Below are 22,307 nucleotides of genomic sequence, written 5' to 3' on the forward strand. Positions count from 1 at the left end.
GCTATTCCTTATCCTTGCTCTTCCCGCCGATGCTCTGAATGTACCGCTCGATGCCGGCGAGATACTCCGGATTGAGCATCAGCGCGCTGTTCGCCATCCGCTCGACGTTGCGGGCTTGCGCGAGCCCAACGTCGTGCGCCAACTCGATGGCAATCTTCGCCGTACCCATCTGCTCGCCGTTCTGCTGAGCCAGATGGCGGCAGAACTTCATGACGTCTTCAGCGAACGTCTCGTCCGGGAACACTTCGTGAACCAGCCCCATGATCAGCGCCTTGTCCGCGCTCGCCGGCAGGTTCGCCATGATGAGATAGCGCGCCCAATGCGGCCCGATGATGCGCGCCAGGCGGCTCACACCATTGGAGGCCGGCAGCACTCCGAACTTGCCCTCCGGGAACGCATAACTCGCGCTCCTGGCCGCGAGCCGAAAATCACAGGATAGCGATAACTCCAGCCCCCCACCGACGCAGGCGGCGTGGTGGGCGACGACGATCGGCTTCTCGATCGCCTCCATCTCATCGTAAATGCGATGCATGCCATGCAATCGCAGGCGATGTTTCTCGCGGATCGCCGATCCCGTTCGCGCCGGCCCGCCTTCGTCGTTGCCACGCAGGTCGGCGCCCGCGCAGAAATATCGGCCGTTCGCACGAACCAGCAACACCTTCAGCTCGGGCGTGTCGCGGAAATGATGTAGCGCCTGCTCGAACAGCGACATCGTCTCGGCGGACAGCGAATTCAGCTTGTCCGGTCGATTCAGGGTCGCGATCAGGATCGCGCCGTCCTGTTCGGTCAGCAGATGGGGAGCTTCGGACACAGTCGTCTCCTGCTCAGGCTCGGCTGCGCGGCAGACCCAGCCCGCGCTCGGCGATCATACTGCGATGGACTTCGCTGGTGCCGCCATAGATCGTCGTGCCCTGCGCGTGGCGGTAACATTGATTGAGGAAGCCCGCCGGGCCGCTGCGATTGGAGAGCGAATACGGCGCGGTGAGATTCAACAGATCGGCGGAATCCTTCAGGAACTTCTCGGACGAGAACAGTTTCGCCATCGGGCCATAGCCTACGTTCGGGTGCTTCTGGGTCGCTGCCCACACCGCGCGATACGCAATGACTTCTGAAAGCAGCACATGCGCCGTCGAGCGCGCCAAGCGCACTTGAGCCGCCGGGTCTTCGATCAAAGACCCGCCTCGATAGCGAATCTCGCGGCACAGCTCCTCGGCGGCGTGCACCATGTGTCGCTGGCTCTTCGAAAAGCCTCCGCCGTGCTCCATCTCCAGCGCGCCAGCCATCACTTTTACGCCGCCGTCGACCGGCCCGAGGCGATAGCTGTCCTTGACCTTCACGCCATCGTAGTAAGTGATATTGGTGCGCTCGTCCTGGAACGTAAACACCGGCTGGATGCTCACACCGGCACTCTTCAGCGGCACGATGAACATCGTCAACCCTTTGTGCTTGGGCACGTCGGGATTGGTCCGCGTCAGCATCAGCACGTAATCGGCGATGTTGGCGCCACTCGTAAACATCTTGGAGCCGTCGATGCGCCAACCTTCACCATCACGCGTCGCGCGAGTCTGGGCAGCAAAGACGTCGGACCCGCAACTCGGCTCCGAGTAGCCGAGACTGCAGACGACTTCGCCTGACACGATCTTCGTCAGCACCTCGCGCTTCAACTCATCGCCGCCGAACAGCCGGATCATGGTGCCGACCAATCCGGTCGTGCTGATCGCATGACTGCTCCAGCCCACCTCTTCCCAGGCCTGATGCAAGGCGTTCATCGCGTACGGCGGCGCCTGTCGACCGCCCCATTCCTTCGGCCACGACGGGAACAACAAGCCGGCTTCGGCGAGCTGACGATGCACGCCGGCATCGTGCCCGTCGAAAGAATAGTGAGCTTTGGCTCGGAGCTCGGGCGTCAGCGTCTTCTCGAAGAACGAGTGGACTTCCTTCGCCAGCGCATGCGCCTCTTCGCCCAGATCGAAATCGATCGTCACCGCTCCGGCATCGGGCAAAGCTGCCTGCTCGCCGGAATAAAGCCGTCGCCCGGCTTCTTCCAACAAGCGCGCTGGGTCGCCCAGAATCAGCGGCCAGGCCTTGGCGCGAAGGTTATATAGATGAATGTCGTATTCGGTTGTGAGGCCGTAACCGCCGAACGTGTGCAGCGCCTGCGCGACCGCGCGCCCCGCTGTATCGACGTTCCACCACGTGGCCAGCGAAACTTCCGCGCCCGCCTCGGCTTTGCCATCGGCGATATCTCGAATGGCTTTCCAAGTCAGGAACTTGCCACCGTCGACATCGGTGCTGAGATCCGCAAGCGGATGTGAGATCGCTTGATACGTCCCGATCGGCTGGCCGAAGGCCGAGCGTTCGCAAGCGTAGGCCGAAGCAAGACGGATTGCCTCGCGGGACAGGCCTGCGAGCGCGGCTGAAATCAGCAGCTTCCATTCCTCGATGGCCTGCGCGAAAAGCCTGCGGCCCGATTCATTGTTCGACAACACCGAACGCTCGCCATCTGCGAGACGCAACTCGGCGATGGGTGTCGACGCAAGATTCGGCTCCGCCTTGCGCTCGCTCGCCGGCACCTGAATCAGCACGATTCGATCGCCATCGCGCGCAATGACAGCTTCCGCGACCGATCCGCCGGCGACCCACTGCACCGGCTCATCCGCAATGTCATGAAATGCGATGCTCACCACCGCTTCGCCGGACAGCACACGTTCGAGCCAGGCATTCGTGGCGCTCGGCGCCAGCGTTGCGAGCAAACGGGCTGCAACGAGTGTTTCGGCGATAGGCCCCGATGCCAGCGTCCGGCCCACCTCTTCCATGAATACGACCGCGTCGAGCAGCCCGAGGCCGACACCGCCGGCATCCTCGGGCACACGCAAAGAGAATGCACCCAGCTCCGCCAGCCCACTCCACAACGCCGGATCGAAGCCTGACGGCTGCGCGGCGCGCACGCGGCCCATGCTGCTGTTTTCGTCGAGATAACGAGCGAAGTTTTCGCGCAGCAGTTGCTGGTCTTCGGAAAGCTCGAAGTTCATGGACGGACGACTCGTGACGCGATGGTCGAGACCACAGGAGAATGACCCTAACCGGTCGCTTCCCCGCTAGTCAACAGCTGTGTTGACTACGCGCGCAACGGGGTCACATTGCTGCTTTCGCTGCGCCGGCCGACGTGCCTCTGGATGAAGGCCACCATGTCTTTGCGCGCCAGCGGAGCTTCTCTGAACATCGCTTCGAACAACGGAAACGCGTGGGGCAGCACCGGCCACACATCGAGCTGCGTTTCCACACCGGCCTCTCGCGCCCGCGCGGCCGCAAGCAGGGTGTCGTCGAGCAGAAATTCCTCCTCCCCGACCAGGAAATAGAGCGGCGGAAAGCCCGAGTAATCGGCATACAGCGGCGAGATTTCCGGGTTCGACGCATCCTGCCCGTTGACGTACCACTGCGTCATCCGATAGGCGAACCCGGTCGGAATCAATGCCTCGCGCTTGGCATTGAATCCGCGCGAAGGTGGCGCATGCGTACGCCCCAGTTCTGTCACTGCAGAGATCGGCACAGCGCACGCTGGCATAGGCAGGCCTGCCTTGCGGATGCGCTGTAACAAACAAAGCACGAGATTGCCGCCCGCCGACTCGCCAATGACAACGATGCGCTCGGGCGCGAAGCCGAGATTCAACAGCGCACGATACGCATGCTCACAATCATTTAGCGCCGCCGGCCAGGGATGCTGGGGGATCAATCGGTAGTCGGGCATGAACCCGAAGGCCTCGAGATCGCTGCACATCCGCCCCAGCAGCTCGACCTGCAGATTGGGCGACGCAGGGAATACGAAAGCCCCGCCGTGCAGATAAAGGATCGCGATCCGGTCGCGATTGCCAGGCTCGCCAATGATCGGGCCAGGCACATTGCCGAGGATGCCGTAACGGGCTGTCAGGCCGGAGTATTTGTTTTTCAGCCCCGCCACCGCGCGTGTTTGCAGAGCCACGATGCGTTCCGGCGACGACTTCGCCATGCGCGAGACCAGCGGCTTGAAAAAGGACCGCAACAACTTCACGCGCCACCGGCTGCGCCATCCGATGCGCACTTGTTTTATTTCCACCGCCATGAGTCCTCGCTTCCGGCGGCAGCCCCGGCCGATCGCTCAGCCGGGGCGCTCACTATCGAATGTCAGATCATCGAGAACCGAACGCGTAACGCAGATTGATACCGATCTCTCGAGGCGGCGTGTACGTGGCGAGCTGATACGGACCCGCCAGCGACGTACCGAGCGTAGTCGGCGGTGGCGTCGTATACGGCGTCGCCTCAGGACCATTGCCGCGCCTCAACACTTCGTCGGTGCTCGTCAGGTTCCTGGCGAACAGCGACACTTCCCAGGCGCCATCGCTGCTGCGGATGCCAGCATACACATTCAGCAATCCGTAGGCGTCCACGTCGTCGTAGACGTTGTTGGGATCCTGCTCGTTGCTCTTGTAGTAGCTGTACAGACCGCGACCGAACAAATCCATCGACGGAGTGACCGGGTATTTGTACTCCGCCTGCAGCGTGCCGGTCCAGTCCGGTGCGAACGACAAGCGATCGTTGACCGTGCACGCCCCTACTTCCTCGCCAGCCGCGCTGCGGATCTGATTGACCGAAGGCGCGGTGGGGAACGTGTCCGGGACGCCATCGCTGTTGAAGTCGTTACACGCAACTACACCATCTTCCATCTCGCCCTTGGCGTAAGCGAGCGTCAGGCCGAGGTTGAAATTCTCGGTGGCCTGGAACGCCACGTCGACTTCGGCGCCATCCACCTTCGCATCGACGTTGGCGACGAAGTTGAACTGCGCAGGCACGGCGCCGGCGCGGCCCAGATTGACGTACCACACCGACGGGCCGCGATAGATGAAGTCCTTGAAGTCCTGGTGGAACACGGACGCGTTCACACGCAGCCGCTGATCCATGAGATCGGCCTTGAAACCCAGCTCATACGACGTCGAATCTTCCGAGTCCAGGTTCAGGAACTGATCGAGCCGCGGCGTCAGCGGCCGGAACACGCCCACGACGCTCGGGCCGTAACGCCACGAGGTGCCGACGTTGACGTAAGCCATGAAGTCATCGGTGAAGCGATGCGAGGCGGCGACGTTCCAGATCACGGGCTGCTCGTCCTCGTCGAGATCGGCCAGCGTCTGACCGGCGACGATCAGCTTGCTCTTGGAGGTGAAGTCGATATAACGCGCGCCGGCCGACAACTCGGTGCTCTCGCCGAGGTGATAAGTGAGATTGGCGAAGACGCTGGCCTCTTCCAAGGTGCTGCGTCGATTGATCAGCGTGTCGGCGACCGCCAGGTTGCGCAATGTGTACTGGCCGGTCGGAAAGCCGACCAGCGTGCGATTGGTCAAATCGCTCGGGCTGGAGAAGTCCGAATAGAACACGCCGAAGGTGTAATCGAACACACCGGCCAGACGCTCTTCGGACGCCAGACGCAACTCATGCGTGCGCTGTTCCGATTCCGCATGCAGGTCCTGATAGAACTCGAAATTGGGAACGGCGTTGGCCGTGTCCTGCGGTGTGAGCGCCACGTTGTCGAACGTGGTGTACGTGCCGACGTAGCTGAGCTTCTGACCGCCGAAGCGCCAATCGATCTGGCCGGTGAGAATGTCGAACTTCTGCGTGGAATCGCGTCCGCCATCCGTGATGCCGAGACGATCTTCGGCCCGGAGGATCGGTTCCACGGCCGGTACGCCCGGCTGGTTCAGAGCGAACGATTCATAGCCGTCGAACGACAGCAGATCCCGCTCCAGATACTGATACATGAGCTTGGCGCTCACTGCATCGTTCGGCTCCCAGCGCAGCGACACGCGACCGCTCCTCGTTTCCTGCGACGGGTCTTCGCTGTTGTTGATGCTCTTGACGTGATCGTATTCGGTATCTTCGTAAACACCGGCGACGCGAATCGCCAGCGTATCGGCGATGAGCGGGATGTTTACTGCACCCTGCGCCATCATCGAGTCTTCATCGGTGGCCAGCGTATTCACGTAGCCGCCGAACTCCGACAGTTCGGGATCGCGCGTCGTGACAGTGATCGAGCCCGACGGCGCGGCACGGCCACGCAGCGTGCCTTGCGGCCCACGCAGCACTTCGATCTGACCCAGGTCGTACATCGACTGGAACAGAAACACCGATTGGATCGGACCGTCGTTGAGATAGAACTCGACGGTCGGCGTCGCGCTGGATTCCACTTGGAACGAAGCGCCGCGGATGGTCGCCGCCGTCGTGTAGCCGTTGCTGCCGCCGGTGAGCGTCAGGCCCGGCACGATGGCCTGCACATCGGTGAACTGCTGCAAGCTCAGCCGCTCGATTTCATCCGCGGTGACTGCGTCGACGGTCTGCGGCACGTCCTGCAGGCTTTCTGCTTTACGGCGTGCGGTAACGATGATTTCTTCGAGACCGAAACTCGCTTCGGCGCCGGCTGCCGTGGCGCCCGCCGCCGGCTGCGTCTGCGCGCTGGCCGCGGATGCAAGCAACACCAGACCCGACCCTGCGAGCAGGTTCAGTGCGCCGGCTCTCATACATTTCCCCCTGCGAACTCTCATGAATCACCCCTGGCTGTTTTCTCGCGGAAACGCATCAACCATTCGGATGCTCGCGCGCCGGCACGCATTCCGTTGCCGGGGGACTCTCATCGAAACATGCAGGGAGAATGTGAGACGGATCACGCACTCGAGAGCGTTCGTCGTCGAGTCGTCGCGTGCCATCGATTCCCCCTGTCACGCCCGGCCAGTCCAATCGCACCCTTTTTGTTTGGGTCGGCAGCGTTTGTTGTAAACAACAACGCTGTTGATTAACCTCAGAGTCGCTTAGCCGCGGGCCGTTTGTCAAGGGCGCGTCAAGCACGTTCGATTGGTCGAATCAAGCACTTCTTGGGAGAGGCGATGATCGGCACCGATCCGCTCGATCTCGGCGGCCAGATTGCATTCATCAGCGGCGCCGGACAAGGCGCTGGCCGCAGCATCGCGTTGACGCTGGCCCACCACAATGCCGGTGGCATCGCTGTCAATGATTTCGTCGCCGGGCGCGCCGAAGCAGTAGTTGCTGAAATCGAGTCGCTGGGTGTGCGCGCGATTGCGGTACCGGCGGATGTCGGCGACCACGCAGCGGTTCGCGCAGCCATTGACACAGCCACATCGACACTTGGCCCGGTCACACTGCTGGTCAATAACGCAGGCAACGCCGGGCCGAATTCACAGATGGGCCATGCGCCATTGTTCTGGGAGACGAATCCGGCCGAGTGGGACCGGTATTTCCGCACCAACTTGCAAGGAGTCATGAACTGTTGCCATGTCGCGCTGCCGGCGATGGTGGCACAAGGCAAAGGCAGAATCGTGACCATCGTGTCGGATGCCGGGCGGGTCGGTGAAGCAAGGCTGGCCGCTTACTCCGCCGCCAAGGCAGGCGCTGCCGGTTTCATGCGCGCCATCGCTCGCGAAGCCGGCCGCTACGGCATCACTGCCAATGCGATCTCCCTGTCTGCACTGGAACCGCCGCTCGACCCGGCGGGCAAAGAGCAGTTCCTGGCGAGCGAGCAGGCGAAAAGCATCGTGTCGCGCTATGTGATCCGCCGATTCGGCCGGCCCGACGATGTCGCGATCATGGCGCTGTTCCTGTGCTCCGACGCGGCCGGCTGGATCACCGGACAGACCTACCCGGTGAATGGCGGCTACAGCCTTGCAATATGAATGCGCCGTCTCGATCCGAAGCGACAAATTTGTGCTCGAAACGCTGCAAAACCCGCTGCCGATTGCGCCCGGGCGCATCCCTCGCCATTCTTGCCGGTGACGCTGTCGTCCTGTCGACCGAAGATTCCGCCGATGCTACTCACCGCCACCCAGCAAGCCATTGCAGATTCCGTCCGCGACTTCGCCCAGGAGCGTATTCGCCCGAATGCTCTGAGCTACGAAACCGCCCGCGCTTATCCGTCCGAGTTGTTCCAGGAGCTCGCCGAGTTGGGCTTGATGGGCATGACCGCGCCCGAGGATAAAGGCGGCGCCGGCGCCGACTATGTGTCGTATGCGCTCGCGCTGATGGAAATCGCCGCCGCCGACGGCGCGTTGTCCACCATCCTCTCCATTCAAAACAGCCTGATCGTTTCCGCGTTGCTGAAGGATGGCAACGCCGAACAACAGGAGCGCTTTCTGCCCGAGCTGCTTAGCGGCCGCATGATCGGCGCTTTCGCTTTGACTGAAGCGGATGCCGGCTCCGACGCGTCAGCTCTTCGCACGCGCGCCACCAAGACTGCCGACGGCTATGTGATCAACGGCAGCAAGCAATTCATCAGCTCGGGAAAGATCGGCGGACTGGCGTTGGTGTTCGCGGTCACCGATCCGGAGGCGGGGAAGAAAGGAATCTCCGCGTTCCTGGTGCCGACCGATCGTCCCGGTTACGTGGTCGACAAGGTCGAGCACAAGTTGGGACAGCTTGCCTCGGACACCTGCAGCCTGCGTTTCGACGATCTGCGCCTCGAGAGCTCGCTGCGACTCGGCGCCGAAGGCCAGGGCTATCGGATTGCCTTGTCGAATCTCGAAGCGGGCCGCATCGGCATCTCTTCGCAATGTATCGGCATGGCGCAGGCCGCCCTGGAAATCGCCATCGGCTATGCGAAGGAGCGCCGCTCGATGGGCAAGGCCATCATCGAACACCAGGCCGTGGGCTTCCGTCTCGCCGATCTCGCCGCGCGACTCGAAGCGGCTCGTCAGCTCGTGCTGCACGCTGCAAGCATCAAAGACACCGGCGCTCCGTGTTTGAAAGAAGCGTCGATGGCCAAGCTCGTTGCCTCCGAAACCGCGGAAGCGGTGTGCTCCGGCGCCATCCAGACGCTCGGCGGCTATGGCTATCTCGAAGAGTTCGGCCTGGCCAAGATCTACCGCGACGTGCGCGTGTGCCAGATCTACGAAGGCACGTCCGACATTCAACGCATGGTCATCGCGCGCTCGCTATGACCATGAAACTCACATAGGAAACGTATGGCCGATACCGCTGCACTCGAAGCTCATCTGGCAATCAGCAAAGTCAAAGCGCGCTATTGCCGGATGCTCGACACCAAGGACTGGGCCGGTTTCGGCGCATTGTTTACCGAGGATTTCGTCCTCGATGTGAGTGAGGGCACGTCGGTACCCGTGATACGGGGCCGTGAGGCCGCCCTACAGCAGGTGCAGACGCTGGTCGGGAGTGCGAGAACCGTCCATCAAGTTCACACTCCCGAGATCGACGTGCAAGGCGACGAAGCGCAAGTGATCTGGGCGATGCAAGACCGCGTCGTGTGGGATACCCCACGGCGCGGTCTCGCCTCCATCACCGGCTACGGCCACTATCACGAACGTTACGTGCGACAGAACGGCGAATGGAAGATCGCGTCGCTGAAGCTGACTCGTCTCCACCTCGACGTGCAGCCCGCCCTATGAAGAGCGCGGTCGAGCTGGAGCAGATTTCGCTTCGTGGGTCCCATCTGAATCTCGCCGCCGACGCCGCAGGCCCGGCGGATGCGCCGACACTCTTATTCCTGCACGGAAGCGGTCAGACGCGTCAGAGCTGGAGCAGCGCGTTGGCCGAAGCGATTCAACGCGGCTATCGCGCCATCTCCGTCGATCTGCGAGGGCACGGCGACAGCGAGTGGTCGCCCGATGGCGAATACACGCTCGATAAGTTCGCGGCCGACATTCGCACCGTCATCGACCAGCTCGATGACGAGCCGATTGTCATTGGCGCATCGCTGGGCGGATTGATCGGCATGATGATCGCCGCCGCGCCGCCGCCGCGGCTGCGAGCCCTTGTGCTGGTGGACATCACGGCCCGAGTCGAAATGAGCGGCGCGAATGAAGTGATCGCATTCATGGACAGCGCGCCGAATGGTTTCGCGTCGCTCGAGGAAGCGGCGGCCGCAGTTGCCGCGTACTTGCCTCATCGGCCGCCCCCGAAGAACACCAACGGCTTGAAGCGCAACCTGCGCCTTCGTAACGGCCGCTACTACTGGCACTGGGATCCCGCGTTCATCCAAATGGGCCGGGACTCGCAAGGCAAGCTCAGAGCCGACGGACCGAATCCGTTGGAAACCTTTGCGCGCGCGATCGATATCCCTACCCTGCTCGTGCGTGGCAGCCGCAGTCGCATCGTCAGCGAAGCAGGCGCGCGCGAGTTTCTCCAGATGGTGCCGCACGCCGAGTTCGTCGACATCGCCGGCGCGCATCACATGGTCGCTGGCGACGCGAACGATGCCTTCAACGACGCCGTCTTCGATTTCATCGACCGGCAAGTCGGCCTGCGCGCTGGTAGTTGAGGCATGGCAATCGCAGACGACGCAGTTCCCACGAAGCGCTGGACCGCATTCGAGCCGTTGCGTGAACGCACGTTCCGACGCATCTGGTCGGCAAGCGTGCTATCCAACTTTGGACAGCTCATTCAAGGGGTAGGCGCCGCCTGGGAGATGACGCGACTCACCTCGTCACCCAGCATGGTCGCGCTGGTGCAGACCGCGCTCATGCTGCCTTTGATGCTCGTGGCCGTGCCGGCCGGCGCCATCGCGGACATGTTCGACCGGCGCAGGATCGCACTGGCCGGACTCACCTTCGCCACGATCAGTGCGTTGACGCTGACGGGCATCTCCATGCTGAACCTCACGACGCCGTGGGTGCTGCTTTGCTTCAGTTCGCTGATTGGCGTCGGCGTCGCACTGTACGGCCCAGCATGGCAAGCGTCGGTCAGCGAACAAGTGAAGCCCGAGCAGTTGCCAGCCGCTGTCGGCCTTGCCTCGGTCAGTTACAACATCGCGCGCAGCTTCGGGCCAGCCATCGGTGGCTTGATCGTGCTCGCGGCTGGCGCAACCGCCGCGTTTGCGGTGAATGCGCTGATGTACTTGCCGCTCATCGTCGCGTTCTTCCTCTGGCGCCGGGAGCATGTTCCGGCACGCCTGCCGCCGGAGCGTCTCGATCGCGCGATCATTTCGGGTGCGCGCTATGCCATTCACTCGCCGCCGATCCGCATCGTGCTGATTCGCGCGCTCGCGTTGGGTCTGGCAGCTGCATCGATTTCGGCACTGACCCCGCTCGTCGCACGCGATCTGCTCGCAGGCAATGCGAGTACGTTTGGGTTGCTGCTGGGAGCGAACGGTGTCGGTGCCGTGATCGGCGCGCTCGTCGTCAGCGAAGTCCGCAATCGCTTGAAGGCTGAACATGCCGTCCGCCTGTGTGCCATTGTCGCCAGCGTGATGATCGTGATCATCGCGCTCAGCAACAATGTGATCGTCACCGCGCTGGCGCTGGCCGTTGCCGGTGCTGCTTATATGCTCAATATCGCGTTGTTGAACGTGGCCGTGCAACTGTCCGCTCCGCGCTGGGTGACGGCGCGTGCCATCGCCTGGTTTCAAGCATCGCTCACCGGCGGGATCGCAATCGGCGCATGGATCTGGGGCGTGGTTGCGTCGGATTGGGATGTGAGCAATGCGCTGATCGCATCGGGCATCACCTTGCTGCTCACGCCGCTCATTGGCTTGTTGCTGCCGATGCCGCCTATTTCCACCGCCGATGTGGAAATGGTCGAGCTCGCCAATGAGCCGGAGGTCGCACTCGCACTCACCGCGCGCAGCGGCCCCATCGTCATCGAGATCGATTATCGAGTGAACCCGGATGCCGCCCGCCAGTTCTACGACGTGATGCTGAAGATGCAGCGGACGCGTCTCAGAAACGGCGCGTTCGACTGGTCCCTATCGCGCGACATCGCCGATCCGGAGCTATGGACGGAACGCTATCACTGTCCCACCTGGGCGGATTATCTGCGCTTGCGCAGCCGTTTCACGCATGCCGATCGCGAGTTGCAGACGCTGGCCGATGCCTATCACATTGCTGGACCGGGCCATCGTGTCCGTCGACGTCTGGAGCGGCCGTTCGGCTCGGTGCGCTGGCGCGCGGAGACGCCGGATCCGAATCGCGATCCGATCAGCATCTACACGCCGTGAGTTTGCTCAAACGCGCCCCACGATGGGAATCAGCGCGCCCGTGATCGCGCTGGAACGATCCGACAATAAAAACACCACCAGGTCCGCGATCTGCTCGGGCTTGACCCAGCGATCGTGATCCGCGTCCGGCATGTCGGCGCGATTTGCTGGAGTATCGATGATGCTCGGCAGAATGGCGTTGACGCACACGCCCTTGTCTTTCAATTCATCGGCGAGGGCTTCGGTGAGTTTCGCGACGCCGGCTTTGGAAGCCGCATAAGCGCCCATGCCCGTGCCGGCTTTGATCGAACCGGCGGCGCCGACGTTGACGATTCTTCCGTGCTCGGGGCCCATCAATGGCAACGAAGCTTGTACGGCGTTCACGGCCGTGCGTAAGTTGATGTTGTAGAGCTGATCCCAGGTGGCAATGCCGCCGCCCTCGACCTTTTCCCAGCGGAAGCCGCCCGCAATGTTGACCAAGCCATCGAGGCCGCCCATTTGTTTGGCGGCGGCTTTCATCGCCGCCGCCGCGGCGTCAGGCAAGCCAAGATCGACGCCGCTGAGCAGCACGCAACCCTTGAGCGAGTCGTGTGCTCTCTCGACCGACGAATGATCGATACACGTAACGGTCGCACCCGCCTCGCGCACCGCCGCTGACACTTTGGTGCCCAGCGATCCAAACGCCCCCGTGACGACGATTTTCCGGCCGGAAAGATTCATATCGAGCTCCGCATTCACATCGTTTCCTGAGGAGTATCCGCCGCCGCGAGCGGATCGCGCAACAGCGCGTTCGCGCTGACACTACCAGCTCGCCAGCAGTTCGGCGATGCGAACGTTCGGCCTTGGCGCTACCAGTTCGCTGGCAGATCGACGATGCGCTCGTTCGTTGCTTCGAGGCCGCCGGCGATCGCCAGCTGCAACTGTGCTCGTTTGAGGAACAGATGCGGATCGGCCTCGTCGCTGAAACCGATGCCGCCGTGAATCTGTATGTTCGTGCCGGCATTGTCGAGCGCCGCCTGACCGGCCACCAACAACGCGCACTCGACCTGCAGAGCTGCGTCGTCACGATCATCGTCGAGCGCAACCGCTGCGAAGCTCGTTTGATCGCGCGCGCACCGAGCGGCCATCGCCATGTTGGCGCAATGATGCTTGATGGCTTGGAACGTGCCGATGGGTCGGCCGAATTGCTCGCGGATGCCAGCGTATGCGACAGCCATGTCGAGAGCCGCGGCTGCCATACCGGCGAGAGCGGCCGCGTCGATTAAGCGAAGCCGTAACAGATCGCGCGCATCGAGCTCAGCGATGAGGTCTCGAGGCGTTTCGATTTCACTGAGGCCGGCAAGCCACAAGCGACGATCGATGCTCCGACTTTGCGCTCGCTCGCGTTCGTACAGCGCCGCTCTGTCACCATCGCGCACCAGAATGACACTTGCCTGCGATTCTTCGACCATGACAGTGCGCTGACCGCGTCGATAAGCCGCCGCAACGTTCTTGTCGGCGTTGCCGGTGGCGACCAAGGCAGGTCCCGCTCCGATCGTTGCGAGCACCGCCGGCGATACCAATCGCCGACCCAATCCCATGACGATGAGCGCTTCTTCGACCGCACCCAGTCCGCTGCCGCCCTGTGCCTCATCGACCGAAATACCGAACACGCCGAGATCGCGCAGACTGGCCCAGGCGTCGGCACTTTCCTCGTGCGACGAATGCAACCGCGCGACCGGCACCAGGCTATCGAGCGACTCCTCGATCGTGCCCGCCAGCGCGAGCTGCTCGGCATCGGGGTGATAGCGGGTTTGCGCCTGCAAGCAACGGCCTCATCGTGAGAATCGGGTCATTCTATGAATTGTCGGGAACGACCGCTTGACGCCGCACGACACACGCCTGGCATGGCGCGCTAGCCGGGTGTCGCCAGTCATCAAGACGCCACGGCGCCGCACCTTCTAGCTTTGCAGGCCCTACAAGGCTGCAGCAATGCCCAGTGATTTGAGCACCCAGCGCAAACTGATCGCCGGACGGTCGATCCGATGGAACGATGAACGGGCATCGCAGGCATACGCACGCGGCCAATGGATCCGCGAAACTCTCGCGGACGCGCTTCAGAAAGCAGCTCAGCAAGCTCCACAGCGAATATTGTTGATCGATGCCGAGCGCCGCATCGACTGCGCGACGCTGCACGCCGAAGCGACGGCTCTTGCGCACGCGATGCTGGCCCGGGCGCCGACCGGCAGTGTGATTTCATTCATGCTGCCGAACTGGCACGAAGCGGCGGTTATCTATCTGGCCGCAACGCTCGCAGGCATGGTCGTAAATCCCATCCTGCCGTCGCTGCGCGATCGCGAGCTGCAGTTCATCCTGAAAGACGTCGACAGCCGGATGGTCTTCGTGCCGGCGCGCTTCCGTCAGCAGGAATGCGCGGCCATGCTGAGTCGAGTCGTTGCGCAGCTCGATTCGCCGCCCGATGTCGTTGTGTTGCGTGGTGAGCCAGGCGGACACATCGCCTACGAGTCGTTACTTCGCGAGCAAGCACGCGCGACCACTTCGTTCCCAACGCGCGATCCGGACGCCGTGCGAATGATCCTTTACACCTCGGGCACCACCGGCCGACCCAAGGGCGTCATGCATAGTCACAATTCGCTGCATGCGCTGATCCAACAGATCCGCAACCATTGGCTGGCGACGCCGGGGGACAAATTTCTGGTGCCCTCACCCATCGGTCACATCGGCGGCTCGATCTATTCCTTCGAAGGCCCGTTGCTGCTCGGAACTACCGCAGTGTTGATGGATCGCTGGGATCCCGACGAGGCCGTGCGCATCATGGATCGCGAAGGCTGCACGCACATGGCGGGCGCGACGCCGTTCCTGGAACAAATCCTCGCCGCCGCGCGACGCGCTGGCACTCGCGTGCCCAGCCTGAAAGTATTCATCTGCGGAGGCGCTTCGGTGCCGCCCGCGCTGATCCGGAACGCCGCCGATTATTTCGAGCGCGCCGTCGTCTCGCGAGTGTACGGCTCGACGGAAGTGCCAGTGACGACCGTTGGGGTCATCGATCCAAACGATGTCGCCCACGCCGCCGACACCGATGGGCGCGCCGGGTTTGCCGATATCAAGCTCATCGATCATTCATCGGCGCCGGCCGGTCAGGGCGAAATTCATGCTCGAGGCCCACAGATGCTGGTGGGCTATCTGCATCCCGAAGACGAGAACGATGCATTCGACGCGGAAGGCTACTTCCGCACCGGCGATCTCGCGCGCTGGGTCGATGGCGACCATGTCGTCGTCACCGGCCGCGCCAAGGACATCATCATCCGCAACGGCGAAAACATTTCGCCCAAGGAAGTGGAAGACCTGCTGGTGAGTCATCCGCAGGTCGCGGAGATCGCCATCGTCGGACTTCCGGATGCCCGCACAGGCGAGCGAGCCTGCGCCGTGATAGTTCCCAAGGGAACGCCAGGACCGACCGTCGCAAGCTTGGGCGAATTTCTCGACGCGCAGCGGGTTGCGAAGTTCAAGTTCCCAGAACAGGTCGTGCTGTGGGACGCGCTGCCCAAGAACGACGCCGGCAAAGTCCTGAAACATCAGATTCGCGCGACGCTCGCGCAGAACCATTGAACGATGGGCACACACACCGCGACTGACGCCGCCGGTTCGATCGCCGAGTTTCGACGCGAAGCCCGCGCGTGGCTCGAAGCGAATGCTCCGCGAGAGCCGTCGCCCGAAGACGGTCCAGAGTCCCGCGACTACGTTCTAGCCTGGCAGCGCAAGCAGGCCCAGGGTGGATGGGCCGGCATCAATTGGCCCAAGGAAGTCGGCGGCCGCGGTTTGTCCGTGCTCGAACAAATCGTCTGGTTCGAAGAATACGCACGCGCCGGCGCGCCCTCCCCCCTCAACGCCTCCTTCGTCGCCCTGAATCACGCCGGCCCGACGCTGATCGCCTGCGGCAATCCGGAGCAGAAGGCATTTCATCTGCCCAAGATCCTCGCGGGCGAAGTCATCTGGTGCCAGGGCTTCTCCGAACCCGGCGCCGGCTCCGATCTCGCAAGCGTGCGAACACGCGGCAGGATCGACGGCGACACGCTGATTATCGAGGGGCACAAGATCTGGTCGAGCTTTGCCGACATCGCCGACTGGCAAGAACTGCTGATCCGCACGGATCCGAGCGCGAAAGCCTCGGCCGCGCTCACCTGGGTCATCTGCCCGATGAATCTTCCGGGCATCACCGTGCGTCCGATTCGAACGATGGCCGGGCCACGCAAGTACTGCGAAGTGTTCTACGACTCGGTGCGTGTGCCGCTATCGAATGTTGTAGGCGGCGTGAACAACGGTTGGTCGACGGCGATGTCCACACTCAGCTTCGAGCGCGGCACGGCGGGACTTGCGCTGCTGATTGGACTCACCATCAAAGTCGAACAGCTGCTGGCCGCATGCCCGGCCAGTCGAGCCGAATTGCGTCAGCGACTGGGACGCTTGCGAGCCGAAGGCCAGTCGATCCGCGCCATGACGTATCGATTCGCGCTCGACTCCGAAAACAGCGTCCCCGACGCGAGCGGCTCGATGATTCGCCTGAGTTTCGCCGAGTTCTCACAACGGGTGACGGCGGCAGCAATCGATCTCTACGGCATCGACGCCCCAGAAGTCGTCGGCATGCACGGCTGGGGCCACGATTATCTGGACGCGTTCTCGGAAACGATCGCGGGAGGCACGGCCGAAATCCAACGCAACATCATTGCAGAACGCGTGCTCGGGCTGCCGAAAGGGCCGCGCTGATCGCCCTTACATTTTGATCCGTCGCATCGTCATCGAGTGACGAAAGCGCGACGCTGGATGCGTATTGATCGTCACCTGCGCAACTTCCGCGTCCGAGCTCTTGTACGTGCGACGAACTTCGAGCGCCGCCGTTCCTGCCTCGACCTTCAAACTTTTCGCCAGCGCCGCCGACAGCACGGTCGCGCCAATCTCCTGGTGAACCTCAAGAATGCTCCGGCCGAATAAATCTTCGATCAGCGGGAAGATCGGCCCGACGTGTCGCCCCAACACTTTGCCGAGCGCGGCGAACTCGCGATTGATGTAGTACTCCGTCCAGCACACCGGCGCCAGCGCCCCTTCGCGTTGGCGCAAACCGCGCACCGCGAGCCACTCCGCGCCCGCTGCCAGCCCCGTTCTTGCAGCAAGCTTGCCTCGATGGTCACCATGTCGACGGACTCGATGGCGAATCGTGCGCCGGTCGCAAACTCCAGCAGATCGTTGATCGAAACGACGTCCTGCGCGTATGCATCGGCCTTTGGCCGAGGCACGACGATAGTACCCGCACCTTGTCGCGAGGCGACCAAGCGGTCGTCACGCAGCCGGCGCAGAGCTTCGCGAATCGTGTAGTGACTGACGGCGAATCTTGCGCACAACTCACTCTCGGTGGGCAAATGCGAGCCGACTGGATAGCGGCCGCCAACAATCTCCGTCTTCAAGGTGCGTGCAACTTGCAAATACAGCGGATCATCCGACGCGCTCGCCTTCACTGGCTTCGGACGGACGACTCTTGTGGTAACTCTCGCGCGCATGAGCAGCTCAGCTGGCGGTCTTGCCTTTCGTCGCCATCTCGAAGCTGCGGCGGATGTGATCGATGTGCCCTGACGGCACGACGGGCAGAATCCAAGGCGAGCTCTTGTCCCGGATTGCATCGATCTGCTCGCTCACCTGCTCGACGGTCCACGCCGGACGATACACGCCGACACTCTCGCCGATGAACGCTTGCGCGACCCGGCCGGCGATGGACACCAGCATCTCGCCCGTGATCGAGCAGGACTCGTGAGCCAGCCAGCCGACCACTGGAGCCACCATTTCCGAGGTCATCGGCGGATACGCGCTGGTGTCGATGCCTTCAGCCATTCGGGTCACCGCGGCTGGCACGATGACATTGCATTTCACATTGTGCTCGGCGCCCTCGAGCGCGGCGACATTGGAAAGCCCGATCAAGCCTGCTTTGGAAACACCGTAGTTCACCTGGCGATGATTGCCGTACAAACCGCCGATGGATGAGGTCAACACGATGCGACCGTAGCCGGCGTCGCACATCACGGGGAATGCCGGACGCACGACGTTGAATGCCCCGCGCAGATGCACGTCGAGGACCGCATCGAAGTCGGCTTGCGTCATTTCGCGCAAGGATGCTGCGCGAACATTGCCGGCGTTGTGAATCAGAATGTCGAGGCGGCCGTAACGATCCAACGCGGTCTGAACGATTGCCCTGCCGCCCTCGGCGGTAGCCACCGATGCGGTACTTACGACGGCTTCGCCGCCTGCCGCTTCGATCTCGCGAACCACGTCTTGCGCCGGCGTTGTATCGCTGCCAGCGCCCTGCAAACTTCCACCGGGATCGTTGACGACGACCTTCGCGCCCTTCGATGCGAGCAATAGCGCGTAGGCGCGTCCCAGTCCTCGCCCCGCACCTGTGATCACGGCCACTCGATTGTCGAATCTGAGCTCGGTCACTGGCGCCCCCGTTTCGCACTGGTTTTCCCCACGATACCTCTCCGGAGGAATTTGACAAACTTCTCCGGAGGAATTTTCGCGCGCCGGGCTTGGCGGCCGCGCCGGGGTGGAGTCTAATTTCGCCATGCTCAACGACGACGACCGCCGCTTCAGTTCACCCCAGTCCGTCACGCGGGTGATTCAAATTCTGGAAGCGCTTTGCGCCAGCCCGACGCCTATTGGCCTCGCGCAACTCAGCCGGACGCTGAATGCGCCAAAGAGCAGCATCGCGGCGTTGCTGCGTGGGCTGACGGAAGCTGACTTCGTCATTCCCACTGAAGGCGTTTATCGTCTGGGACCGGCGGCGTATGGCTTGGGCAGTGCGCTTCTGGAGGCGCGCCGGCGCTTACAATCGTCGAATTTCGTGCGCGAAGGCATGGTGCGTCTCGCGGAGCGGTCGGGAGAAACCGTGTTGTTCGCGGTGCGCGATTCCAGCGGTGACTCACTCACCTATGTCGATGTCATCGAGAGTCGCAACACGGTTCGTTTCGCCGTGTCGGTGGGCGACCGTCGTCCGCTGTACTGTACGGCGGGCGGCCGGATCCTCCTTGCGACGTTGCCGGACGAAGAGCTGCAAGCTTATTTGCAGCGGCTGAAACCCGATCAGCTCACGACCAAGACCGAAACAAACAAACGCCGCCTCACCGAAATCATTGCCGCCGCTCGCGACAGTGGCGTCGCCCAGACGGTCGATCAGGCGGCGGATGGCGTCAATGGCACAGCCTCAGCCATTCGCGATGCTGCCGGAACAGTGATCGGCGCGATCATCGTGGCGGCGCCGAGCTCCCGTCTGCAGGATCGGGGCGCCGAGCTGGCGCGTCTCGTCCTCGAAGAAGCGACAGCAATTTCCCGCAGCCTCGGATTCCGCACGCCGTCACTGTCGCGCGCCGGGTAATTCTCGCCCTTCGGCGGCGGCGTCAGGCTGTCGTCGATGGTTTGGATTTCTGCCGCGTCCCGTCAAGACCCCGGCCGGCCCTGCTCTTAACTTCAGCCGTTGCGACCAGCCACGGCGGAGGATGTCATGAGCACAGCTGCTGATACGATGGGTCAGACCGTCACGACGGCCGATGACCTGTCCAACGCAGTGACTTACGGCGTCGAGGCGTACACCTCCGAAGAGTACGCGCGAGCGGAGCGCGACAAGCTGTGGCGCAAGGTGTGGCAGCAAGTCGGGCGCGTCGAGGAAGTGCCGGAAGTCGGCAGCTTCCTCACCTACGACATCCTCGACGAGTCCATCCTGATCGTGCGCTCGGCGCCCGATAAGTTTCGTGCGTTCTACAACGTTTGTTCGCATCGTGGCCGGCGCCTGGTGGACACACCGGCAGGCGAGAAACGCGCCTGCGGCAAACGTGACAACTTCGTCTGTGGCTTTCATGCGTGGCGCTACAACCTCGAAGGCAAGTGCACGCATGTCATGAACCAGGAGGATTGGAAAGGCGCGCTTTCGGATGAGCGCACGAGACTGGGTGAAGTGAAGGTGGATACCTGGGGCGGATGGCTCTGGATCAACCTGGATCCGAACGCAGGATCGCTGCGCGAGTATCTCGAGCCAGCTGCGAGCCTGCTCGATCCGTTCCAATTGCAGAACATGCGTTATCGCTGGCGCCGCTGGATCGTCTTCGATTGCAACTGGAAGGTGGCGATGGAGGCGTTCAGCGAGACGTATCACGTGCCGGGCACGCATCCGGAGTTCATGCCTTACGGCGACTTCCGCGGCTGGGCACGGGCCCAAGGTCTCCACAGCAACATCGGCTATGACGCGCCGAAGGGAATGGATGAGAACCAGGCGAAGCTGCGGCTAGGCTCGGGCGGCGATCCGCGCGTGTCGACGGCGCAGTTGCAGCTCTACACGTGGGAGCACGCGAATACGAACACGACACAGACCCTGGTCAAAGCTGCCCAGCGACTCGTCGATGAGTTGCCGGAGGGAACGCCGGCGGACAAGGTCTTGAAACACTGGCTCGACTCAGCGCGGCGCGATGACGCTGCTCGCGGCGTCGTATGGCCGACGGTCGATCCGACGCACGTCGGCAAGAGCGGCACGGCATGGCAGATCTTCCCGAATTTCCAGATCGGTCACGCGTTGAACAATGCGCTGTGTTACAGCGCGCGTCCGTATGGCTACAACCCCGATAAGTGCATCTTCGAAGCGGCGGTGTATGAGTTGTTTCCCAAAGGCGAAGAGCCGAAAACGGAATGGCAATACACGCCAGCGGACGACGCCGGCTGGCGCACGGTCCTGCCGCAGGACTTCTCCAACATGGCGGCGGTTCAGCAGGGACTGAAGAACGGTGGCTTCCGCGGGACGCTGACGAATCCGTATCGGGAGCAGTCGATCAGCAATCTGCATCGGAATCTGGCGAGGTATATGGGTGGGACTGGTGCACCGAGGAAGTTGTGAGGCCATGCGCTCACTCTCGAACAAAGTCGCCGTCGTCACCGGCGCCAGCCGGGGCATCGGCAAAGGCATCGCGCTGGCGCTCGCTGAGGAAGGTGCGACGGTCTATGTCACGGGCCGCACTGTCACGCCCGGCTCTTATCCCCTGCCGGGCACCGTTGGCGAAACCGCAGTCGAAGTCGACCGTCGCGGCGGTAAAGGGATCGCTGTTCAAGTGGACCATGCGAACGACGCTCAGGTCGCAGCTCTATTCGAGCGCGTCAAAGCCGAGCAAGGTCGGCTAGACATCCTGGTGAACAACGCCTTTTCCTTACCCGAAGATCTCACCGAGCCCAAATCCTTCTGGGAGAAACCGCTCTCGAATTGGGAGATGGTCGACGTCGGCGTGCGATCGAACTTCGTCGCGGCGTGGCATGCGGCGCAGATCATGGCGCCGCAGCGGTCCGGCCTGATCGTCGCAACATCGGGCTACGTCGGAGTGACATACACCTACGGCGTCGTCTTCGGCACCTGCAAAGCCGCCGTCGATCGGATGGCGCGAGACATGGCGATCGAGCTCAAGCCGTACAACGTCGCATCCGTGTCGCTTTGGCTCGGACTGACATTCACGGAGCGCGCGGAGCGCAATCTCAGCCGCAACCCGGCGATGAAACAACAGACGGTCACCGACCCGAATGTGGGCTCCTCCGTCGAGTTCCCGGGTCGCGTCATCGCCGCGCTCGCCAAGGATCCAAACGTACTGAAGCGCACCGGCGGCACATACATCGCGGCGGAGCTGGCGCGCGAGTACGGCGTCACTGACATCAATGGCAACGTACCTCCTTCCCTACGCGCGCAGCGCGGTTCTCCGATTTGGGCACCGGTGTAAGCGATGACGAACGACAGGCTCGCGGAACTGCTCGATCGCCAAGACATTCTCGATTGCTTGATCCGCTTCAGCCGCGGCATGGATCGGTTCGATCGCGAGCTGTTCCTCTCCGCGTTCCACTCCGACGCCGTAATCGCCGCGGGTCCATTCGTCGGCGGACCGGTCGAGCTTTACGACTGGGCCGCAAGCCTGCACGAGCAGGGACAGTCGGCCACGCATCACAACCTGCTGAACCATAGCTGTGAGATCGACGGCAACGTCGCGCACACCGAGACCTATTACTTGTTCGTCGGCCGCAATCGCGACGACACGAACTGGATGGCGGGCGGACGTTACATCGATCGGCTGGAGCGCCGTGACGGCCCGTGGAAGATCGCGTTACGGACGAATGCCATCGAATGGTCCGGCATGGTGCCGACGATGCCGATTCCGTTCGCGGACGTGCCGGGTATCCATATCAACGGTACGCCGTCGCGCGACAGGAAGGATCCGTCATACCAGCGACCGCTGGCCAACCAACGCCCGCTACACATGCCCGGCCGTTGACCAACTAAACGTGCGCC

General features: G+C 62.6%; 18 protein-coding genes and 1 pseudogene. 11 read left to right on the forward strand and 8 right to left on the reverse strand.

All coding sequences use genetic code 11. The features are described from left to right. Position 1: 1 nt before the first annotated feature. The 4 genes from GYH35_RS28070 to GYH35_RS28085 form a co-directional block, all read right to left on the reverse strand. The gene (locus GYH35_RS28070; RefSeq protein WP_161830166.1) at positions 2 to 811 is read right to left on the reverse strand and encodes an enoyl-CoA hydratase/isomerase family protein; all 810 of its coding nucleotides are present in this window, start codon (positions 809 to 811) and stop codon (positions 2 to 4) included. A 13-nt stretch (positions 812 to 824) separates the two neighbouring features. Continuing rightward, positions 825 to 3,032 carry an acyl-CoA dehydrogenase gene (locus GYH35_RS28075; RefSeq protein ID WP_161830167.1) on the reverse strand — a complete coding sequence of 736 codons (2,208 nt, stop codon included), beginning with the start codon at positions 3,030 to 3,032 and terminating at the stop codon, positions 825 to 827. An 86-nt stretch (positions 3,033 to 3,118) separates the two neighbouring features. Further along, positions 3,119 to 4,099: an alpha/beta hydrolase gene (locus GYH35_RS28080; RefSeq protein WP_161830168.1), complete on the reverse strand. Its 981-nt coding sequence runs from the start codon at positions 4,097 to 4,099 to the stop codon at positions 3,119 to 3,121. Between the two features lie 67 nt (positions 4,100 to 4,166). After that, on the reverse strand, positions 4,167 to 6,542 hold the full coding sequence (locus tag GYH35_RS28085) for a TonB-dependent receptor (RefSeq protein ID WP_161811545.1): 2,376 nt from the start codon (positions 6,540 to 6,542) through the stop codon (positions 4,167 to 4,169). Between the two features lie 363 nt (positions 6,543 to 6,905). Here GYH35_RS28085 and GYH35_RS28090 point away from each other — a divergent pair, with 363 nt between their 5' ends. The 5 genes from GYH35_RS28090 (at position 6,906) to GYH35_RS28110 (ending at position 11,977) form a co-directional block, all read left to right on the forward strand. Beyond that, a complete protein-coding gene (locus tag GYH35_RS28090; protein ID WP_161830169.1) occupies positions 6,906 to 7,709 on the forward strand; it encodes an SDR family NAD(P)-dependent oxidoreductase in 804 nt (267 codons plus the stop codon). A gap of 132 nt (positions 7,710 to 7,841) precedes the next feature. Then, the gene (locus GYH35_RS28095; RefSeq protein ID WP_161830170.1) at positions 7,842 to 8,969 is read left to right on the forward strand and encodes an acyl-CoA dehydrogenase family protein; all 1,128 of its coding nucleotides are present in this window, start codon (positions 7,842 to 7,844) and stop codon (positions 8,967 to 8,969) included. A gap of 24 nt (positions 8,970 to 8,993) precedes the next feature. Continuing rightward, entirely contained in the window at positions 8,994 to 9,431 is a 438-nt protein-coding gene (locus GYH35_RS28100) for a nuclear transport factor 2 family protein (protein ID WP_161811542.1), read from the forward strand. Continuing rightward, positions 9,428 to 10,303: an alpha/beta fold hydrolase gene (locus GYH35_RS28105; protein WP_161811541.1), complete on the forward strand. Its 876-nt coding sequence runs from the start codon at positions 9,428 to 9,430 to the stop codon at positions 10,301 to 10,303. The genes GYH35_RS28100 and GYH35_RS28105 overlap by 4 nt, the downstream gene beginning before the upstream one ends. Positions 10,304 to 10,306: 3 nt before the next feature. Next, the gene (locus GYH35_RS28110) at positions 10,307 to 11,977 is read left to right on the forward strand and encodes an MFS transporter (RefSeq protein ID WP_161830171.1); all 1,671 of its coding nucleotides are present in this window, start codon (positions 10,307 to 10,309) and stop codon (positions 11,975 to 11,977) included. Positions 11,978 to 11,983: 6 nt separating this feature from the next. On the opposite strand, the gene GYH35_RS28115 is transcribed toward GYH35_RS28110, so the two are convergent. Beyond that, on the reverse strand, positions 11,984 to 12,676 hold the full coding sequence (locus GYH35_RS28115; protein ID WP_161830329.1) for an SDR family oxidoreductase: 693 nt from the start codon (positions 12,674 to 12,676) through the stop codon (positions 11,984 to 11,986). A gap of 128 nt (positions 12,677 to 12,804) precedes the next feature. Continuing rightward, a complete protein-coding gene (locus tag GYH35_RS28120) occupies positions 12,805 to 13,761 on the reverse strand; it encodes an acyl-CoA dehydrogenase family protein (RefSeq protein ID WP_161830172.1) in 957 nt (318 codons plus the stop codon). A gap of 166 nt (positions 13,762 to 13,927) precedes the next feature. Between GYH35_RS28120 and GYH35_RS28125 the strand changes: the two genes are divergently transcribed. Next, on the forward strand, positions 13,928 to 15,565 hold the full coding sequence (locus GYH35_RS28125) for an AMP-binding protein (protein ID WP_161830173.1): 1,638 nt from the start codon (positions 13,928 to 13,930) through the stop codon (positions 15,563 to 15,565). Between the two features lie 3 nt (positions 15,566 to 15,568). Next, positions 15,569 to 16,720, forward strand: coding sequence for an acyl-CoA dehydrogenase family protein (locus GYH35_RS28130; protein WP_161830174.1), 1,152 nt, complete (start codon positions 15,569 to 15,571; stop codon positions 16,718 to 16,720). 6 nt (positions 16,721 to 16,726) lie between these two features. Here the strand turns inward: GYH35_RS28130 and GYH35_RS35530 are convergent. Both GYH35_RS35530 and GYH35_RS28140 read right to left on the reverse strand, forming a co-directional pair. Continuing rightward, positions 16,727 to 17,508: pseudogene (locus GYH35_RS35530) on the reverse strand (GntR family transcriptional regulator). 7 nt (positions 17,509 to 17,515) lie between these two features. Then, a complete protein-coding gene (locus GYH35_RS28140) occupies positions 17,516 to 18,439 on the reverse strand; it encodes an SDR family NAD(P)-dependent oxidoreductase (RefSeq protein WP_161830175.1) in 924 nt (307 codons plus the stop codon). A 124-nt stretch (positions 18,440 to 18,563) separates the two neighbouring features. On the opposite strand from GYH35_RS28140, the gene GYH35_RS28145 reads away from it, so the two are divergent. The 4 genes from GYH35_RS28145 to GYH35_RS28160 all read left to right on the forward strand — a co-directional run bounded on the left by GYH35_RS28145 (position 18,564) and on the right by GYH35_RS28160 (position 22,290). Then, positions 18,564 to 19,373 (forward strand): IclR family transcriptional regulator, encoded by an 810-nt coding sequence (locus GYH35_RS28145; RefSeq protein ID WP_161811533.1) that lies wholly within the window; start codon positions 18,564 to 18,566, stop codon positions 19,371 to 19,373. 126 nt (positions 19,374 to 19,499) lie between these two features. Next, positions 19,500 to 20,879 (forward strand): aromatic ring-hydroxylating oxygenase subunit alpha, encoded by a 1,380-nt coding sequence (locus GYH35_RS28150; protein ID WP_161830176.1) that lies wholly within the window; start codon positions 19,500 to 19,502, stop codon positions 20,877 to 20,879. 4 nt (positions 20,880 to 20,883) lie between these two features. Next, positions 20,884 to 21,744 carry an SDR family NAD(P)-dependent oxidoreductase gene (locus GYH35_RS28155; protein ID WP_161811531.1) on the forward strand — a complete coding sequence of 287 codons (861 nt, stop codon included), beginning with the start codon at positions 20,884 to 20,886 and terminating at the stop codon, positions 21,742 to 21,744. Positions 21,745 to 21,747: 3 nt separating this feature from the next. Then, positions 21,748 to 22,290 carry a nuclear transport factor 2 family protein gene (locus GYH35_RS28160; protein ID WP_161811530.1) on the forward strand — a complete coding sequence of 181 codons (543 nt, stop codon included), beginning with the start codon at positions 21,748 to 21,750 and terminating at the stop codon, positions 22,288 to 22,290. Positions 22,291 to 22,307 lie beyond the last annotated feature (17 nt).

Origin of the sequence: Steroidobacter agaridevorans (genome assembly GCF_009932555.1) — a bacterium.
Taxonomy (GTDB): domain Bacteria; phylum Pseudomonadota; class Gammaproteobacteria; order Steroidobacterales; family Steroidobacteraceae; genus Steroidobacter; species Steroidobacter agaridevorans.

What these genes read in the sequence shown, in the direction of transcription:
- GYH35_RS28090 (WP_161830169.1), top strand. Translation starts at nt 6,906, where the DNA reads ATGATCGGCACCGATCCGCTCGATCTCGGCGGCCAGATTGCATTCATC.
- GYH35_RS28145 (WP_161811533.1), top strand. Translation starts at nt 18,564, where the DNA reads ATGCTCAACGACGACGACCGCCGCTTCAGTTCACCCCAGTCCGTCACG.
- GYH35_RS28085 (WP_161811545.1), bottom strand. Translation starts at nt 6,542, where the DNA reads ATGAGAGCCGGCGCACTGAACCTGCTCGCAGGGTCGGGTCTGGTGTTG.
- GYH35_RS28080 (WP_161830168.1), bottom strand. Translation starts at nt 4,099, where the DNA reads ATGGCGGTGGAAATAAAACAAGTGCGCATCGGATGGCGCAGCCGGTGG.
- GYH35_RS28130 (WP_161830174.1), top strand. Translation starts at nt 15,569, where the DNA reads ATGGGCACACACACCGCGACTGACGCCGCCGGTTCGATCGCCGAGTTT.
- GYH35_RS28125 (WP_161830173.1), top strand. Translation starts at nt 13,928, where the DNA reads ATGCCCAGTGATTTGAGCACCCAGCGCAAACTGATCGCCGGACGGTCG.
- GYH35_RS28155 (WP_161811531.1), top strand. Translation starts at nt 20,884, where the DNA reads ATGCGCTCACTCTCGAACAAAGTCGCCGTCGTCACCGGCGCCAGCCGG.
- GYH35_RS28105 (WP_161811541.1), top strand. Translation starts at nt 9,428, where the DNA reads ATGAAGAGCGCGGTCGAGCTGGAGCAGATTTCGCTTCGTGGGTCCCAT.
- GYH35_RS28115 (WP_161830329.1), bottom strand. Translation starts at nt 12,676, where the DNA reads ATGAATCTTTCCGGCCGGAAAATCGTCGTCACGGGGGCGTTTGGATCG.
- GYH35_RS28160 (WP_161811530.1), top strand. Translation starts at nt 21,748, where the DNA reads ATGACGAACGACAGGCTCGCGGAACTGCTCGATCGCCAAGACATTCTC.
- GYH35_RS28100 (WP_161811542.1), top strand. Translation starts at nt 8,994, where the DNA reads ATGGCCGATACCGCTGCACTCGAAGCTCATCTGGCAATCAGCAAAGTC.
- GYH35_RS28075 (WP_161830167.1), bottom strand. Translation starts at nt 3,032, where the DNA reads ATGAACTTCGAGCTTTCCGAAGACCAGCAACTGCTGCGCGAAAACTTC.
- GYH35_RS28110 (WP_161830171.1), top strand. Translation starts at nt 10,307, where the DNA reads ATGGCAATCGCAGACGACGCAGTTCCCACGAAGCGCTGGACCGCATTC.
- GYH35_RS28095 (WP_161830170.1), top strand. Translation starts at nt 7,842, where the DNA reads ATGCTACTCACCGCCACCCAGCAAGCCATTGCAGATTCCGTCCGCGAC.
- GYH35_RS28150 (WP_161830176.1), top strand. Translation starts at nt 19,500, where the DNA reads ATGAGCACAGCTGCTGATACGATGGGTCAGACCGTCACGACGGCCGAT.